At 72.8% G+C, this 14,883-nt stretch carries 14 protein-coding genes and 1 pseudogene; 12 read left to right on the top strand and 3 right to left on the bottom strand.

Annotated features, from left to right (window positions below):
• Window positions 1–18: 18 nt before the first annotated feature.
• The 11 genes from ACIREI_RS41235 (at window position 19) to ACIREI_RS41185 (ending at window position 12,524) form a co-directional block, all read left to right on the top strand.
• Window positions 19–999: an ABC transporter substrate-binding protein gene (locus ACIREI_RS41235; protein ID WP_403344965.1), complete on the top strand. Its 981-nt coding sequence runs from the start codon at window positions 19–21 to the stop codon at window positions 997–999.
• A 104-nt stretch (window positions 1,000–1,103) separates the two neighbouring features.
• Window positions 1,104–2,126: a FecCD family ABC transporter permease gene (locus ACIREI_RS41230; protein ID WP_403344963.1), complete on the top strand. Its 1,023-nt coding sequence runs from the start codon at window positions 1,104–1,106 to the stop codon at window positions 2,124–2,126.
• Window positions 2,123–3,130, top strand: a complete 1,008-nt coding sequence (locus ACIREI_RS41225; RefSeq protein ID WP_403344783.1) for a FecCD family ABC transporter permease — start codon at window positions 2,123–2,125, stop codon at window positions 3,128–3,130. The genes ACIREI_RS41230 and ACIREI_RS41225 overlap by 4 nt, the downstream gene beginning before the upstream one ends.
• 17 nt (window positions 3,131–3,147) lie before the next feature.
• Window positions 3,148–3,969 (top strand): ABC transporter ATP-binding protein, encoded by an 822-nt coding sequence (locus ACIREI_RS41220; protein ID WP_403344780.1) that lies wholly within the window; start codon window positions 3,148–3,150, stop codon window positions 3,967–3,969.
• Window positions 3,970–4,026: 57 nt separating this feature from the next.
• Window positions 4,027–4,140 carry a streptamidine family RiPP gene (gene amiA / locus ACIREI_RS41215; protein ID WP_004004115.1) on the top strand — a complete coding sequence of 38 codons (114 nt, stop codon included), beginning with the start codon at window positions 4,027–4,029 and terminating at the stop codon, window positions 4,138–4,140.
• Window positions 4,141–4,235: 95 nt separating this feature from the next.
• Complete coding sequence (locus ACIREI_RS41210) at window positions 4,236–5,057, top strand: hypothetical protein (protein ID WP_403344777.1); 822 nt, start codon at window positions 4,236–4,238, stop codon at window positions 5,055–5,057.
• On the top strand, window positions 5,054–6,535 hold the full coding sequence (locus ACIREI_RS41205) for a CocE/NonD family hydrolase (RefSeq protein WP_403344774.1): 1,482 nt from the start codon (window positions 5,054–5,056) through the stop codon (window positions 6,533–6,535). Before ACIREI_RS41210 ends, ACIREI_RS41205 begins: the two co-directional genes overlap by 4 nt.
• A complete protein-coding gene (locus ACIREI_RS41200; RefSeq protein ID WP_403344771.1) occupies window positions 6,532–7,911 on the top strand; it encodes a YcaO-like family protein in 1,380 nt (459 codons plus the stop codon). The genes ACIREI_RS41205 and ACIREI_RS41200 overlap by 4 nt, the downstream gene beginning before the upstream one ends.
• Window positions 7,912–7,921: 10 nt before the next feature.
• On the top strand, window positions 7,922–9,049 hold the full coding sequence (locus ACIREI_RS41195) for a SagB/ThcOx family dehydrogenase (protein WP_403344768.1): 1,128 nt from the start codon (window positions 7,922–7,924) through the stop codon (window positions 9,047–9,049).
• Window positions 9,046–10,785, top strand: a complete 1,740-nt coding sequence (locus tag ACIREI_RS41190; protein WP_403344765.1) for an ABC transporter ATP-binding protein/permease — start codon at window positions 9,046–9,048, stop codon at window positions 10,783–10,785. The genes ACIREI_RS41195 and ACIREI_RS41190 overlap by 4 nt, the downstream gene beginning before the upstream one ends.
• Complete coding sequence (locus ACIREI_RS41185; RefSeq protein WP_403344762.1) at window positions 10,782–12,524, top strand: ABC transporter ATP-binding protein; 1,743 nt, start codon at window positions 10,782–10,784, stop codon at window positions 12,522–12,524. Before ACIREI_RS41190 ends, ACIREI_RS41185 begins: the two co-directional genes overlap by 4 nt.
• 107 nt (window positions 12,525–12,631) lie before the next feature.
• Here the strand turns inward: ACIREI_RS41185 and ACIREI_RS41180 are convergent, their stop codons facing one another.
• Together ACIREI_RS41180 and ACIREI_RS41175 are read right to left on the bottom strand one after the other, a co-directional pair.
• A complete protein-coding gene (locus tag ACIREI_RS41180) occupies window positions 12,632–12,943 on the bottom strand; it encodes an ArsR/SmtB family transcription factor (RefSeq protein ID WP_403344759.1) in 312 nt (103 codons plus the stop codon).
• A gap of 77 nt (window positions 12,944–13,020) precedes the next feature.
• Window positions 13,021–13,323, bottom strand: a complete 303-nt coding sequence (locus tag ACIREI_RS41175; RefSeq protein WP_403344756.1) for a hypothetical protein — start codon at window positions 13,321–13,323, stop codon at window positions 13,021–13,023.
• A 369-nt stretch (window positions 13,324–13,692) separates the two neighbouring features.
• On the opposite strand from ACIREI_RS41175, the gene ACIREI_RS41170 reads away from it, so the two are divergent.
• On the top strand, window positions 13,693–14,046 hold the full coding sequence (locus ACIREI_RS41170; protein WP_403344753.1) for a hypothetical protein: 354 nt from the start codon (window positions 13,693–13,695) through the stop codon (window positions 14,044–14,046).
• Between the two features lie 288 nt (window positions 14,047–14,334).
• Here ACIREI_RS41170 and ACIREI_RS41165 read toward each other — a convergent pair.
• Window positions 14,335–14,526 (bottom strand): annotated as a pseudogene (locus tag ACIREI_RS41165) (CorA family divalent cation transporter); the annotation flags it as partial.
• Between the last annotated feature and the right edge of the window lie 357 nt (window positions 14,527–14,883).

Here is a 14,883-nt window from a genome sequence, read left to right as displayed (position 1 = left end):
GAAGAAGCGAGGGCATCGATGCTGCGCTCACCGTCGAGATTCGTCCGTAGCTGCATCGCCGCAGCGGTAGTGGGGTCGGTCCTGGTCGGATGCGGCGCGTCCACCGAACCCGCGAGTGAGCAGAACGCTGGCGCGGCCGGGCCGAAGACCGACGTCACCGTCGAACCCATCAAGGCCACGCGGGAGTTGACGGACGCGAACGGCGTCAAGATCTCCTTGAAGAAGGAACCGGAGCGGATCGTCTGCCTCTTCGCGCTCTGCGACGACATCCTGACCGAGCTGGGCATCGTCCCCACGGCCACGAACAGCGCACTGCTCGCCCACCCCGACTTCCTGGGTGAGGAGAAGGCGAAGCAGGTCGACGTCATTCCCGGCGGTTTCATCGCGCCGGAGGTGGAGGCGATCCTCTCCCACAAGCCCGATCTCGTGATCGGCCTGGAAGACACCCACGGCAAGCTCGCTCCGGCGCTGAAGGGTGCGACCACGTTCTGGCCCATGCAGCCGGAGACTTGGCAGGACAGCGTGGGTTACCTGCGTGATGCCGCCGCGCTCACCGGCCGTACCGCCGAAGGCGAGAAGGCCGAGAAGACCTTCCGTACCAAGCTCGCCAAGGCCGAGCAGACCAGGAGCGACAAGACGGCGATCGTCATCTACGGCAGTGACGCGAACTTCGGCGTCGCCACCCCGGAGACGGACGTGGCGGCCAGCCTGTTCCCCAAGCTGGCCGACTACCCGTGGAAGTCGCGTGGCGTGGAGGGGAGTTACAGCCTCGAGGAGATCCTCGCGGCGGACGTCGACGTGATCTTCTCCGAGACGATCAGTTTCGGTGAGGCGGACGGCAAGTTGTCGCAGAAGCTGGCCAAGAACCCGCTGTGGGGCAAGATCCCGGCAGTGAAGAACGGGGACGTCCACGAGGTGAACTCCGAGGTGTGGGCCAAGGGGCGCGGCACCCGCTCGCTCGGCATCGTGCTCGACGAGGCCATGGCCGCGCTGCGGTGAGTGCACCCCCTGCGGCCAAGGACGCAGCGGGTGACGTGGCCACGCGTGGGCGGGGGGCCGTGCGTTCCGGAAGGTCGTGGCAACTCCCCGTCCTGGTCGCGCTCTTGGCCGTCGCCTCAGGCTGCGCGCTGAGCCTGGGCACGCCCTATGTGCCGCCGCACCAGTTGCCCGGTGCGCTGCGGGACGCCGACGCCTCCCTCGCCGGGATCGTCGTCACCGAACTCCGTGTGCCCCGGCTGGTGCTGGCGCTGGTCGCCGGGGCCTGCCTGGGTGCTGCCGGGCTCGTGCTGCAGGAGGCGCTGCGCAATCCGCTGGCCATCCCCGAGATGCTGGGGGTGTCGTCGGGAGCCGCGTTCGGGGTCGCCGCCCCGCTGGTGCTGGCGGTGTCCATTCCTGCGGCCGTCGAACCGCTGCTGGCGATCGGTGGGGCCGTGATCGGCGGCGGACTCACCCTGCTCGCCGCCGGGTTGGGGCGCAGCCCGTCGGCCGTGCTGCTCACCGGGGCGGCGGTCGCCGCCGCGTTGCAGGCCGCGCTGCTGGTGCTGATGGTGATGGCCGACCAGCTCGACCTCCAGCTGATCTACCGGTACCTGCTCGGCTCCCTGTCCGCGCGCACCTGGGACGACGTCACCGGGCTGTGGCCCTGGCTGCTGGTCGCGGTACCGGCGCTCGTGCTGTGCGCGCCGGTTCTCTCGGTGCTGCGGCTGGGGGACGAGGACGCCGAGGCGCTGGGCGTCCGGGCACAGCGGGCGCGGTTGGCCGCGCTGGCCATCGCCGTCGTGTTGATCGCGCCGGTCACGGCCGTGTGCGGGCCGGTGGCATGGGTCGGGTTTCTCGCCCCGCACCTGGCGCGGCGGCTCAACCCCGCTGCGGACGCGGTGCGTTGGCTGCCCTGGTCGGCGGCGTGGGGCGCGGTCGTGGTGGCCGTCGCCGACGTCCCGGCCCGGCTCGCGCTGGCGCCCGTCGAGACGCCGGTCGGCGCTTGGACGGCCCTGGTCGGCGTACCGGCCGGAGTCGCCCTGCTCCGGTCGGGCAACCGGAGGCCGGCCGCCCTGCGACGGGCGGCGGGTTCCGGTGCCGTGCGCTCCGAGTCCGGCGGGGCGACCACAGTGGGGGAGGCCCGGTGAACCGGCGTTTCGCGGCGCTCGTCGCGCTCGTCATCGTATGCGCCTGCGCCGAACTCTTGGCTGGGCGAGGCATGTCCCCGGCCGTGGTCTGGGACGTACTCGGCGGAGGCGGCGACGCGACGGAACGGCACATCCTGTTCCAACTGCGGATGCCCCGGCTGCTCGTGGCCCTCGGCGCGGGAGCGTGTCTGGGCGTCGCGGGGCTGGTCCTGCAGTCCGCGCTGCGCAACCCCCTCGCCGGGCCCGAGGTCACGGGTGTGACGCCGGGCGCGGTACTAGGGGCCGTCACCGCGACCGGCCTCGGCCTCGCGGGGTGGGAATCGCCCCTCGCCGTGGTCGTCGCCGCGTGCGTCGGCGGCTGCACCGGGGCTGCGCTGCTGTGGCTGCTCGCCGGACGTGGCCGGGGCGACCCGGCGCAGACCGCCCTGCACGGGGTCCTCGTCTCGGCGGTGCTCGGCGGACTCACCGCCATGGTGCTGCTGGTCGCGCCGGGGGAGCTGGGCAGCGTCGTGCAGTGGCTTGTCGGTACGACGGAGGGCCGGGTGTGGCAGCACTGGCACCTGCTGTGGCCCTGGGCGCTGGCCTGGGGTGCCGCGGCATGGCTGCTCGCCGGCCCGCTGACCCTGTTGCGTTGCGGGGACGAACTCGCCGCCGCCGCAGGGCTGTCCACCCGACGGGCCCGGACCCTCGCCCTGCTGTGCGCGGTGGCGCTGACCGCGGGTGCGGTGGCCGCCGTCGGGGCGCTGGGGTTCGTCGGGCTGCTCGTGCCGCACGTCGCCGTGGCGGTGTTCGGTGCGGACCTGCGGGTGTCGCTGCCCGGTGCCGCCCTGGTGGGGGCGGCCGTGGTGTGCGGGTCGGACGCTGCGGCGCAGCTGCTGTCACGCCTGCTGGCCATCGCGCTGGACTTCGGGCGGCTCACGCTACCGGTCGGGGCACTGACCACCTGCCTCGGGGCCGCGCTGCTGCTGGTCGTCGTGCGCCGCGCGCCGAGCCATACGTTCTGATGTCGACGGAGGGAAGCATGACCGAGCCCGTGGGGATCCGCGTCGAAGGGGTCCGCTTCGGCTACCCCGCCCGACCTGTGCTGCGCGGCGTCGACATGACCGTCGCACCGGGCGAACTGACCGCCCTCATCGGGCTCAACGGCTGTGGCAAATCAACGCTGTTGCGGCTGGCCGCCGGGCTGCTGCGGCCGGACGAGGGGCGCGTCCTGCTCGGCGGGGACGACCTCGTCCGGCTCTCCCGGCGCGCCACCGCCCGGCGGGTCGCGCTGCTGCACCAGTCGGCCCCGGCCGTCCCCGGCATGACCGTACGGCAGCTCGTGCGGCAGGGGCGGTACGCGGCCCGGGGTCCGCTCGGCATGCTGCGCGAGGGCGACGACCCCGTGGTGCAGCGTGCCTTGCGTGACGTCGGTGTGGAGGAGTGGTCCGAGCGCGACATCGACGCGCTGTCCGGCGGCGAGCGGCAGCGGGTCCGGCTCGCGATGGCACTCGCCCAGGACACCCGCGTCCTGCTGCTCGACGAGCCGACCACCTACCTGGACCTGCACCACCAGCTCGACGTCCTGCAGACCGTGGTGCGGCTGCGCGAGGAGCGCGGTCTCACCGTCGTGATGGTGCTGCACGACCTGGCGCACGCCGCCCGGTTCGCCGAGCGGATCGTCGCCCTGCGGGACGGCCGCGTGGTGGCCGACGGGGCGCCGAAGGAGGTGGTCACCCCCGGGCTGCTGGCGGATGTCCTCCAGGTGGCGGGCCGGGTCGGTGAGGATCCCGAGGGCGGCTGGCCGGTGTGTTACCCGGATCACCCTCTTCCAGGGGTAGTAAATGATAATCATATTCATTAGGTTCTCCGTGTGGCGCTCACCCGAACGCCGCAACTTCCCTTGGAATAAGGAGAGTTCATGGAGAACGAGCAGGTCTTCGCGCCGATCGCCGACCCGGGTCAGCTGGCCCACGACTCGGCCTCCCACTCCAACGCGCTCGTCGAGAACCCCTTCGACGACACCGAGGAGTGAGCAAGGGGTAAGCGCCCTTGATTCGTGGGCCCGCCCGATGCCTTCCGGGCGGGCCCACACCCACCTCCACGGCCCTTCCCGACAGGAGAACCGACGTGTCCCGCAGCCAGCTCGCACCCGGTGTCGAGGTCGTAGCCGTGCCCGGACGGGGTCTCGCCGTCCGTACGGCCGACGGGGAGTTCCTCAGCGTGCGGGTCGGCGAGGCGGACCAGGAGGCGCTGCTCGCCCGGCTCTCCGGTGCGGTGACGGACGGGCCGGACGCCGAACTCGACCGCCTCGTCAGGGCCTTCGAAGACGCCGGATACCTCGCAGAACGCCCGCGGCACACGGCATGGCCGGCCAGGCGCCGGGACGTCCGGCTGGTGGGCGACTCCGTCCTGACCGAGCCGCTGGCCGCGTACCTGCGGGCCGCGGGTGCCGAGCCGCGGGCGGCGGAGCCCGACGATGCGGCCGACGGACAGCCCGCCGCCGTGGTGTGGTGCCTGGACGGGCCCGTGCCCCAAGGGTTGTGGGACGCCGCCGACCGGCTGCCCGAGCGCGGTATCGCCTGGTTGCGTTGCCATCGCGAGGGTTGGCAGGCATACGTCGAGCCGCTCGCGGTTGCCGCAGGAGACGTCACCTCGGCCCACGTCCGTGCCCGTCGGCTCGCCGCCACGCCCGCGCACCGCGAGCTGGACGCCTACTGGATCGGCCCTCGTACATCCGGCGAATCTTTCCGCCTCGAAACCCCGGCAGCCGGATTGCTCGCCGCCCTGCTCGCCGACGACCTCACCCGGTGGGCCACCGACGCCCCCGACACCGGCGGCCTGCCCACCCGGCGCCGACTTCGGCGTGTCGACCTGCGCACGCTGACCGTCACCGAGCATCCCGTACTGCCCGTCCCCGACGTCGCCCCGATGCCCGAGAAGGCCGGATGACGCCGTTCACCGCCGCGGTCGAGGGCCTCGCCACCGACATTCAACTCCCGGACGGGGAGGGCCCCTTCCCGGCCGTCCTCATCCGCACGCCGTACGATCGGCGACGCCACCACGCCGAGCTGCGCGGCTGGGCGCGGCGCGGGTTCGCGGCACTGGCCCAGGACGTACGCGGTCGGCATGGCTCGGCGGGGGAGTGGCACCCGTACGAGAACGAGGCCGCCGACGGAGCGACAACCGCCTTCTGGATCCGCCGACAATCCTGGAGCAATGGGCGGCTGGTGGCGGCAGGCGCCTCCTACGCAGCTCACTGTGCCCTCGCGCTCGCTCTCGACGCGCCCGAGGACGCCCGCCCCGACGCGGTCATCGCGGCCGTGCCCGCGCTGGGCTTCGCCGAGACGGCGCGCGAATCCTCGGGTGTGGAACGGCTGGCGGCCCGCGCCGGGTGGTGGGCGGCCCACGGCGACCGGCGCGACTCGGACGAGGAGGCCCTGGAGAAGGCCCTCGCGGCCGACCCCGGGCTGCTCGCGCACCTGCCGGTGAGCGACTTCCCGGCGCGACTGGGCCGCGAGCTTCCCTCCTGGCCGGGCGTGTGGCGGGACCACGAGCGCGGCCGGTTCGGCTCCCGGGCGGGCGTTGCTGGGATGCCCCTGCTCGCGGTGGGCGGCCACCACGACCACTTCGCCGAGGACACCGTCACGCTGTGGCGCCACTGGGGCGGGCCCTCGGCGCGCCTGCTGATGGGCCCCTGGGGACACGGCCTCGTCGCCACGCCCGGACTCGACGCCACACCGGCACACCGGGTGAGTCTCGGCGACCTCTACGCACGCTGGGCCCGACTCGCCCTCGCCGGTGAACTCGGGCACGGGAAGCGCGGTGCGGGCGGCCTGGGCGGCAGCCCTCTGTGGGTGTCCGCCGGCACGGAGGGAGAGCCGTACAGCCCGGACGTACGGCTGCTGCACGGCGCCTCCTTCACCGCCGATCCCGAACGACCCGTGTCATCGGGGGAGTTGACCGTCCCCGCCGACGGCCCGCCCGACCGCTGTCTGCTCGTCACCGCACCACTGCCGCGCCCGCTGGACGTCGTCGGACCCGCCGAGGTACGACTGAAGGCCACCGCCGACACACCCTCCGCCGACTGGTTCGCCAGACTCGTCGCGGTCACCCCCGAAGGCACGGCCGAGCGGCTGGCCGTCGGCGTCGTGCGGCGTGCGGACCCTCCTGGTCGGGCCGCCGAGTTCAGCGTGGCGCTCGGCCGGCTCGCGCGGCGCCTGCCGGCGGGCACTCGGCTCCGCCTGGAGATCGCCGGGCACCACTTCCCGGCCCACGCCCGCAACCCCCACACCGGTGACAACCCGGTCACAGCCACCCGGCTGCTCGCCTCCCGACGCACGGTCGACCCGGGGCGCGTGGTGCTGCGGCTGCCCGTGCTCCGTACCCGTCCCACTCCCACCGATCCCGCAGAGGAGATCCTGCGATGACGCCGCTGCCGCTGGAAGCTCTCGTCGACCCCGTCTGCGGCATCGTCCGCAAGGTCAAGCCCGTCGAACACCCCGCGGGCGCCCCGCCCCGCTACACCGCGCTCACCGCCGAGATCGCCGACGCACGCAAGCTCGGGCTGTGGCCCGCCGACCGGGTGTCGCTCGGCACCACCTTCGGCGACCCCGAAGGCGCCCGCACAGCCGCCATAGCCGAGGGAGTCGAACGGTACTGCGGCAACCGCGTGCCGCCGCCCGGCCACCCCGACGCACCACTGCGCGCCACGGCCGCCGAGCTCGCCGAGAAGGGCCTGCGGCTGTACGGACCGGATGAACTGCCCGCGTACGCCGACTGGCAGTACGCGCGCGAGAAATTCCCCTACCGCCCCCTCACCGCCGACACGCCCGCCCTGTGGACGCGCGGCCAGGAACGGCTGCCCGGCGGGGAGACAACCGAGGTCTGGGCACCCGTCGCACTCACCCACCTCAACTGGCGTCAGGGCGAACTCCGTTCGCTGCCCCGCACCCACCACCTCAACTACGCGGGCATCGCCACCGGACAGGGCTTCGACGACGCCGTCGAGCGCGGCCTGCTGGAGATCGTCGAACGCGACGCGCTCGAACTGTGGTGGCACCTCGACGGCCCCACCCGCGGCATCGACCCGGCCAGCGTGCCCGGCCTCACCGACGACCTCGCCGGCTGCCGGCTCGACGTATGGCTCGTCGAGATGCCCTCGGAGTTCGCCCCCTGCATGGCCGCACTCGTCCACGACCCCCGACTCGGCCTGTACGCCGCCGGCTTCGCCTGCAAGTACGACCCGGCCGAGGCCGCCCGCAAGGCCGTGCTCGAAGCCGTCCACACCTGGGTGTTCACCCAGGGCCTCACCGACCCCGACGGCTGGGTCTTCCAGGCCGTCGAGGCCGGGCTCCTCGCCCGCGGCCTCTACCTGGACCACCGCGAGGACGGCCGCTACCTGGACGCCTGCGGCGAACAGTTCGAGCACGTACGGGACCTGGGCGCGCACGTGCAGGTATGGCTGGACGAGCGGATGGCGCCCGAGGCACGGCGGTTCACCGAGCCCGCGCACGGGGTCGTGTCCATCGAAGCGGTCGAGCCCGGTAGCCGGTCCCGGCTGCAGCGCGCGCTCCACGACCGGAGCCATCGCGTCATGACGTTCGACGTGACGACGGAGGACGTCGCCGAAACCCCGCTGCGCGTCGCCCGGGTCCTCGTCTCCGGGCTCATACCCAACGCGCCCGCCGCCTTCGGCTACTTCGGCTGCCCGCGCCTGGCCGAGGCCGCCGTCGAACGTGGCTGGCGTACGACCGCCCCGACCGGGCCGGAGGACTTCACGCTCGCTCCTCCGCCCCACATGTGAGGGCCGCCCCGTGGATCTCGTCACCGCCCTCGCCCGCGCCCGTTCTCCCGAGCAGCCCGGCCCCGACACGCCCGCCGGTCGCGCCGTGCGCGCGTGGCCGGGGCCGCCGCGCCGCCTGCCGGAGCCCGGTCCCGGGGAGCTGGATCTGGGGCGGCTGCTCCGCCTTTCGCTGACCGCCGTGGACGGTGCCGGTCGGCTGCGGCCCGCCCCGTCCGCGGGCGCACTGCACCCCGTGGACACCCGACTTGTCGTAGGCACCGACTGCTCGCTGCCGCCCGGGCGCTACGGCTACGACCCGGTGGCGCATCGCGTGCACCGTCTCGGCCCGGTTTCCGATGACGCGTCGCCCGGAGCGACCGCCGAACTCTCCGTCACTCCGCGACGTACGGTCTCCCACTACGGCCACCGCGCCTCGCCGCTGATCCTCCTGGACACCGGGCACGCCGCCGCGGCGCTGGTGCTCGCCGGACAGGCGCTGGGCGTCCCGAAAGCCGTACTTCGCTTGGACGGGCTCACCGAGGATCCCGTGGCCGCAGTGCACTTCGGCCTGCCCCAGGAGGCTCACCCAGCCGAGCGGCCAGGTCGGGCCGCCGCCCCCGAGAGAGCCGGCCCTATGGCGGACAGGCCCACGGCCCACGAGCTGCTGACCCGCCGCAGCGCCCCGCCACCGCTGCGAGGCACCCCGCCCCGGGACGTTCTGCGGGCGCTGCTCGCCACCGCCGCCGACGCCGGCGCCGGTGAGCTCTCCTGGTGCGTGGCCGTCGGCGAACCGCAGCCCCAGTTGGCCGAGTTGGCACCGGACGGCACACTGCGACGTCTCGCCGCGGGGGAGGCCCGGCCGACGCTCGCCGTCTGGGCCGCGGGTCAGGCATGGATCGCGGAGGCCGGCGCCGTCCTGCTCGGGTACGGCTGCCCGACGGACGCCGAAGCCCCGCAGATCCGCCGGGCACACCTGCGCGCCGGATTCGCCGTCCACCTGGCCCACATGGCCGCCGTACGACAGGGGCTGGCAGCCCGCCCCGTCGGCTCCTGGCAGCAGGCCGACCTGGGCGCCGCGCTCGGCGCCGCGCCGGGCAAGGATTGGATCGTCCACGGCCTGGCCCTCGGCACCACCCACCCCGAGGAGAGGACCCCGTGATCGTCCACCCCGAGCTGCGCCGTGCCGCAGGGCACGCCCGGCGCCCTCTGCTCGCGGCAACCCTCCTGCAGGGGGCCGTCACCCTCACCCACCTTGCGCAGGCCGTGCTGCTCGCCGTCGCCCTCGCCGACCTGGCCCGGGGCGACACGGACCGGCTCCCCCTGCTCCTCGGGGCCGTGCTCGGCGTCGTCGTCGGCCGGGCCGTGCTCGGCACCTGGCAGCGACGTACCGCCACCCGCGCCGGGGCACAGGTCAGGGTGCACCTGAGGGACGAACTCCTCGCCCGAATCGGGCAGTTGGGGCCCGCGCATCTCACCACCGCCCGCGCCGGCGCCGTCCGCACCACCCTCGTCGACGGGGTCGAGGGCGTCGACGCCTACGTCTCCCGCTACCTGCCCCAGCTCCTCATCACCCTCACCGTGCCGCCCCTGCTGCTCGCCGCCCTGGCCGCCATCGAACCGCGCGCGCTCCTCGGCCTCCTCCCCGCCCTGCTGCTCGCCCTGGCCGGACCGCGCGCCTGGGACCGGCTCCTCGCCAAGCGCGGCAAGGAACACTGGGACACCTACGAGGGCCTGGGCGCCGACTACCTCGAAGCCCTGCAGGGCATGCCCGTGCTGCGGGCCGCGGGCGCCGTCACGCGCACCCGGGAGCGACTGGAGGAACGCTCGGCGGCCCTGCACCGGGCGACCGTCGCCAAGCTCCGCGTGTCGCTCGTCGACACCGGCCTGACCGATCTGGCCATCCAGGGCGGCGTCGTGGCCGCCGCGCTGCTCGCCTGCTGGTCGGCCGTGACCGGATCCACCACGGCGACGGGCACCTATCTGGTGCTGCTCCTCGCCTCCGAGTGCTTCCGGCCCGTCCGCGACCTGTCCCGCGAGTGGCACGCCGGATACCTGGGTGTGTCGGCCGCGGACGGGCTCGCGGCGCTGCGCACCGCCGCACCCGCCGTCCCCGACACGGGAACAGCCCAGGCGCACTGGCCGAGCCCGCCCGAACTGCGCTTCGAGAACGTCGAGTTCAGTTACGACGGCACGGACGTACCCGCTCTGAGCGGGGTCACCTTCACCGCCGAGACCGGGCGCACCACGGCGATCGTCGGCCCGTCGGGCGCCGGCAAATCCACGCTGCTCGCCCTGCTCCTGCGCCACCGCGACCCGCAGCAGGGCCGCATCATGATCGGCGGCCGCGACGTGGCCGAGTACGCACTCGACTCGCTGCGCCAAGGCATCGCCGTCGTCTCCCAGGAGACGTACCTCTTCCACGCCACCATCGCCGACAACCTGCGCCTGGCCCGGCCGGCCGCCACGGACGACGAGCTCGAACGGGCGGCACGCACCGCCGGCATCCACGACGAGATCGCCGCCCTCCCCGACGGCTACGCCACCGTCCTCGGCGAACGCGGCGCCACCCTGTCCGGCGGCCAGCGCCAGCGGCTCGCCCTCGCACGTGCCCTGCTCGCCGATGCCCCGGTACTCGTCCTCGACGAGGCCACCAGCGCCGTCGACGAACGCCGCGAGGCCGACATCGTCCGCGAGCTGCTCGACGCCGCGGGCGGCCGGACCGTCCTGGTGGTCGCCCACCGGCTCGCCGCCGTGCGGCACGCCGACCGCATCGTGGTGCTGGACGGCGGACACGTGGACGCCGTCGGCGAACACGCCGCCCTCGTCGAAGCCGGAGGCGTCTACGCCGAACTCGTCAAGGCCGGCCGTACCCACGAGGAAGGTCTCGCCGCATGACCAGCACCCATGACGTCTCCCTGCCCGCGCGCGGCTCACTGCGCGCCCTGCTGCCCGCCCTTGCCGGGCACCGGTCCATGACGGCCCGCACCTGTGCCGCCGCCCTGCTCGAACAGGGCTCACTGGTCGCCCTGTTGACGCTGGCCGCGCACACCGTCGGAACCGCCGTCATCGAGGACCACGCCCCCTCGGCCGGTACGGTCACCGCTCTCGTCGTGCTCGTCCTCGTCCGCGCCCTGATGACCTGGCGCGAGATGGACCTCTCGCACGACCTTGCCTACCGGGTGCTGGCCGAACTGCGCGTGCGGATCTTCGACGGGCTCGCCCGCAGCGCACCCGCCCGCGTGGCCGGCAAGCGCAGCGGAGACCTGGCCGCCACCGCGATGGCCGACGTGGAGGCACTCGAGTTCTTCTACGCCCACACCACAGCCCAACTCCTCGCCTCCGGCGTGGTCTTCACCGGCGGAGCCGCGGCGCTGGCCACGGTGGAACCGTGGCTGCTGGTGGCAGTGCTGCCGGTCGCCGCGCTGCTCGCCGTGGCGCCCTTCGCCGACGCGCGCGGGCGCGCAGAACGGGGAGCCCGCACCCGAGCGGCGACCGCGAAGCTCTCGGCCGACACGGTGGAAACCGTCGACGGGCTGCGTGAACTGCTCGCCTTCGGAGGACTGGCCGAGCGACGCGGTCAGCTCGCCGAACAGGGCCGACGGGTGGGCGAGGCTCAGCGGGCCGAGGCCACCTGGGAGGCCACGGCCGCAGCCGTCCGCGACGCACTCATCGTGCTCGCGGTCCTCGGTGTGGTGGCCGCCGCGGCCCAGTCCGTCACCGCCGGGCGACTGCACGGCGCGTGGGCCCCGGCGGCGATGGCGCTGGCCCTGTCGGTGCTGGGCCCGGTCGCCGAGTCGGCCCGGGCACTGAGCCAGGCGGTGGGACTGCGCGCTGCGGCCGCCCGTGTCGACGCGGCCCTGAAGGCGCCCGCGCTCGCCCCGCCGCCTGCCTCACCCCGCCCGCTTCCACCGGGACCGCTGGGTGTCCGGATTCACCAGGTGAGCTTCGACTACGGGGGCCTGCCCGTGCTGGACGGCGTCGAGCTGACGGTGCCGGCGGGGCAGACCCTCGCCCTGGTCGGCGCCTCGGGAGCCGGCAAGTCGACCTGCGCTCACCTGCTGGCCCGCTTCTGGGATCCGTCCACAGGAGCAGTCCACCTGGTGCCCGACGGCCACGACCCCGTCGACCTCCGCGACCTGACCGACGCCCAACTCCGCAGTGCTGTCGCCGTGGTGGGCCAGGACACCCCCCTCTTCCACGGAACCCTCGCCGAGAACCTGCGCCTCGTCGCACCCGATGCCGACGAACACCTCCTGGCCGAAACAGCCCGACTGTGCGGCGTCGATCAGGTCGCCCCCATGGACACCCTCGTCGGCGAGCGCGGCTCCACCCTCTCCGGCGGCCAGCGCGCCCGCATCGCTCTCGCCCGCGCCCTGCTGGCCGAACCCAGGGTCCTCGTACTCGACGAGACCACCGCTCACCTCGACAACGCCGGCGACGCCCAACTCGCCGCTGCGCTCGGCAAGGGGCACCGCACCACGATCGTCATCGCCCACCGCCCCGCCACCATTCGCCGGGCCGACCGCATCGCCGTCCTCGAAGCCGGCCGTATCGCGGAGGAGGGCACCTGGGAGGAACTCACCGCGCGCCCCGACAGCGCGCTCACTCGTGTACTGACCGTCACGTCATCCTGACGCCGCCGGCCGAGGCCGGCCACAGAGTGGGCCGAAACTCACTGACGGCCGCCCAGTGATAAGCCGGGCGGCCGTCGAGGTGGTGCTGCGTCGCGTGACGGTGGTCGCTACTCCTGGGCGTGCCGGATGGCGTCCAGCACGATGTGGGCCACATGGTCGTCGGTCAGCGTGTACTGCGTCTCGCGCGCCTGGCGCCGGGCGGTGACGATCCGGGAGGTGCGCAGCACCCTCAGGTGCTGGGAGACCAGCGGCTGGCTCACGCCCAGGGCGGCGACCAGTTCATGGACGTACTTCCCGCCGTCGGACAGTTCGCGCACGATGCCCACGCGTACGGGTGAGGCCAGTGCGCGCAGCAATTCGCTCGCCGCCTGCAGGTCCTGGGCCGGCTCGTCCGACGGGGGAGGGGAAGTCGTTGTCACATGCACACATTAGCATGTGGCAATGATTTCCAGTTCTGAGGCGGTTCCTGTGGCGTAGGGCTGATGGGCCCGGCTCGTCAGTGGTCGTCCCAGTGCCCGTCATGGGCGGCGTGACGGTGGCCGTCGTGGACGTAGTCGGTGTGGTCGCCGTGCGGTACGGCGACATGACCGCAGCCCTCGCCGTGCTGGTGGTCATGGCCCTCGTGGACGGCGTGACCGGAGGCGGCGCACTCGTCGACGTGGCCGTCGTGCAGCCGGTGGATGTGGCCGTCGTGGGCGTAGTCCGTGTGGCCGCCGTGCGGGATGGCGACGTGGCCGCAGTCGGCGCCGTGGGAGTGCGCGTGGTCCTCGTGGGTGTGGTGCTCGGTGGCAGTGCTCATGGGGGCTCCTTGCTCGTACTCGCGGCCGCCCGTGGTTCTCCCGCTCGGGCGACTTGGCGACATTAACATATAGCGATTCGTGCATGCGTTAGGCGAGTGCCTGCTCCCGATCGCCACTTCGATCCTCGGTGACGGAAGGTCATCAGTGGCCCAAGTGGCGGCAATGACTTGTGGAAAGTGGCTCTTGGCGCAGGTGCCGAGGCACGGCCCGGTGGCCTCACTCACGGGACGTTTGCGCGACATGGGGGAGGGCCCGTCACCGAGACCACGGACACCGCAACGGCCGCGTACTTCACTTTGCCGAAGGGCGGCAAGACGTGCGTCGTCGACATGCCTCCGGCGGTCGCAGCGGCGCTTGCCCAGTACTTCATGGAGTACCCCGCAGTCGAGGTCGAGCTGCCGTGGGGTGGCCCGGAACCCGAGCGTGAGACGCAGAAGTTCCCGCTCGTCCTCACCACGCCGTACGGCAACGCCCTTCGCTCGAAGGGCGAGCGGTGGAAGGCGTCTCGCAAGGACGGTTTTCACGTGCTCCGGCACACGTATGCCTCGGTCATCCCCGAAGCGGGCGAGTCCGTCGTCACACTCGCCCGCTGGCTGGGCCATTCGAGCCCGACCATCACCTTGGACTACTACGCACACTTCATGCCCGAGGCCGGCGGGAAGGGGTGCGGGGCCATCGATGCCTTGCCCGGCCAACCTGCCGCCGTTGTCGCGGCCGCGTAGACCACCACTCGCGCAACCCGCGCAAACGGATGGGCCACAGCACGTCGCTGCGGCCCATCCGTTTTGGTGTTTCAGCCCGGAAGGCCACTACGGTCCGTGACCGTCGGCACTCCCAGACGCCATCGCAGTCGGCGAGGCTCTCGCATGCCAAGGCCCACGATCGCAGGAGACCGTCCCAACGGAGCGCGGCTCATTCTCCCCACACACTCCCAGCGGCCCCGAACGCGTCATGTGCGCCCTCGATCGGAGTTGCACGAGCTCAAGGCTGCAGCCCTCCACGGTGCTTACTCAGAGCCAATCCCGCCGCTTGAAGATGACGTACAAACTGGTGCACACCACCCCCATCAGGGCGATCGCGAAGGGATATCCGAGCACCCAGTGCAACTCCGGCATGTACTTGAAGTTCATCCCGTAGATCGTCCCGACCAGCGTCGGAGCGAACAAAATGGCCGCCCAGGACGAGATCTTCTTGAAGTCGTCTACCGGGCGGGCCTGACCTGCGGAAACGTGGCGGATCGGGTCTCTGGCCTGCGTAGATCCTTCTTTCGTGGTTGTTCAGGTTCGTGCCTCGGTGCGCAGTCGATTCTCCCCACGCGCTCCCCGGAGACGCGCATACTCCCCAGATTCTCCCCAGAGGAACTGCTCAGTGGCCCAGGGAACGGCCCTGCTGTGTGTGATTCGGGTGTCGACCGGCGATCACACACAGTTCGGGTTGGAGGGCTGCCAGAGGCGAGTCAGAGTGGGGTTGCGTCCAGGGAGATGGTGTACGGGTTCGACCTGATCCGGGGGTTTGCTCCGGCATCGGGATGGTGCCCGCATAGATGAACGGCCACCGGC

This window comes from Streptomyces sp. NPDC093591 (genome assembly GCF_044764885.1).
Lineage (GTDB): Bacteria > Actinomycetota > Actinomycetes > Streptomycetales > Streptomycetaceae > Streptomyces.
Note: the sequence above shows the minus strand (reverse complement) of the source record. Positions and strands in the feature narration are given on the sequence as shown.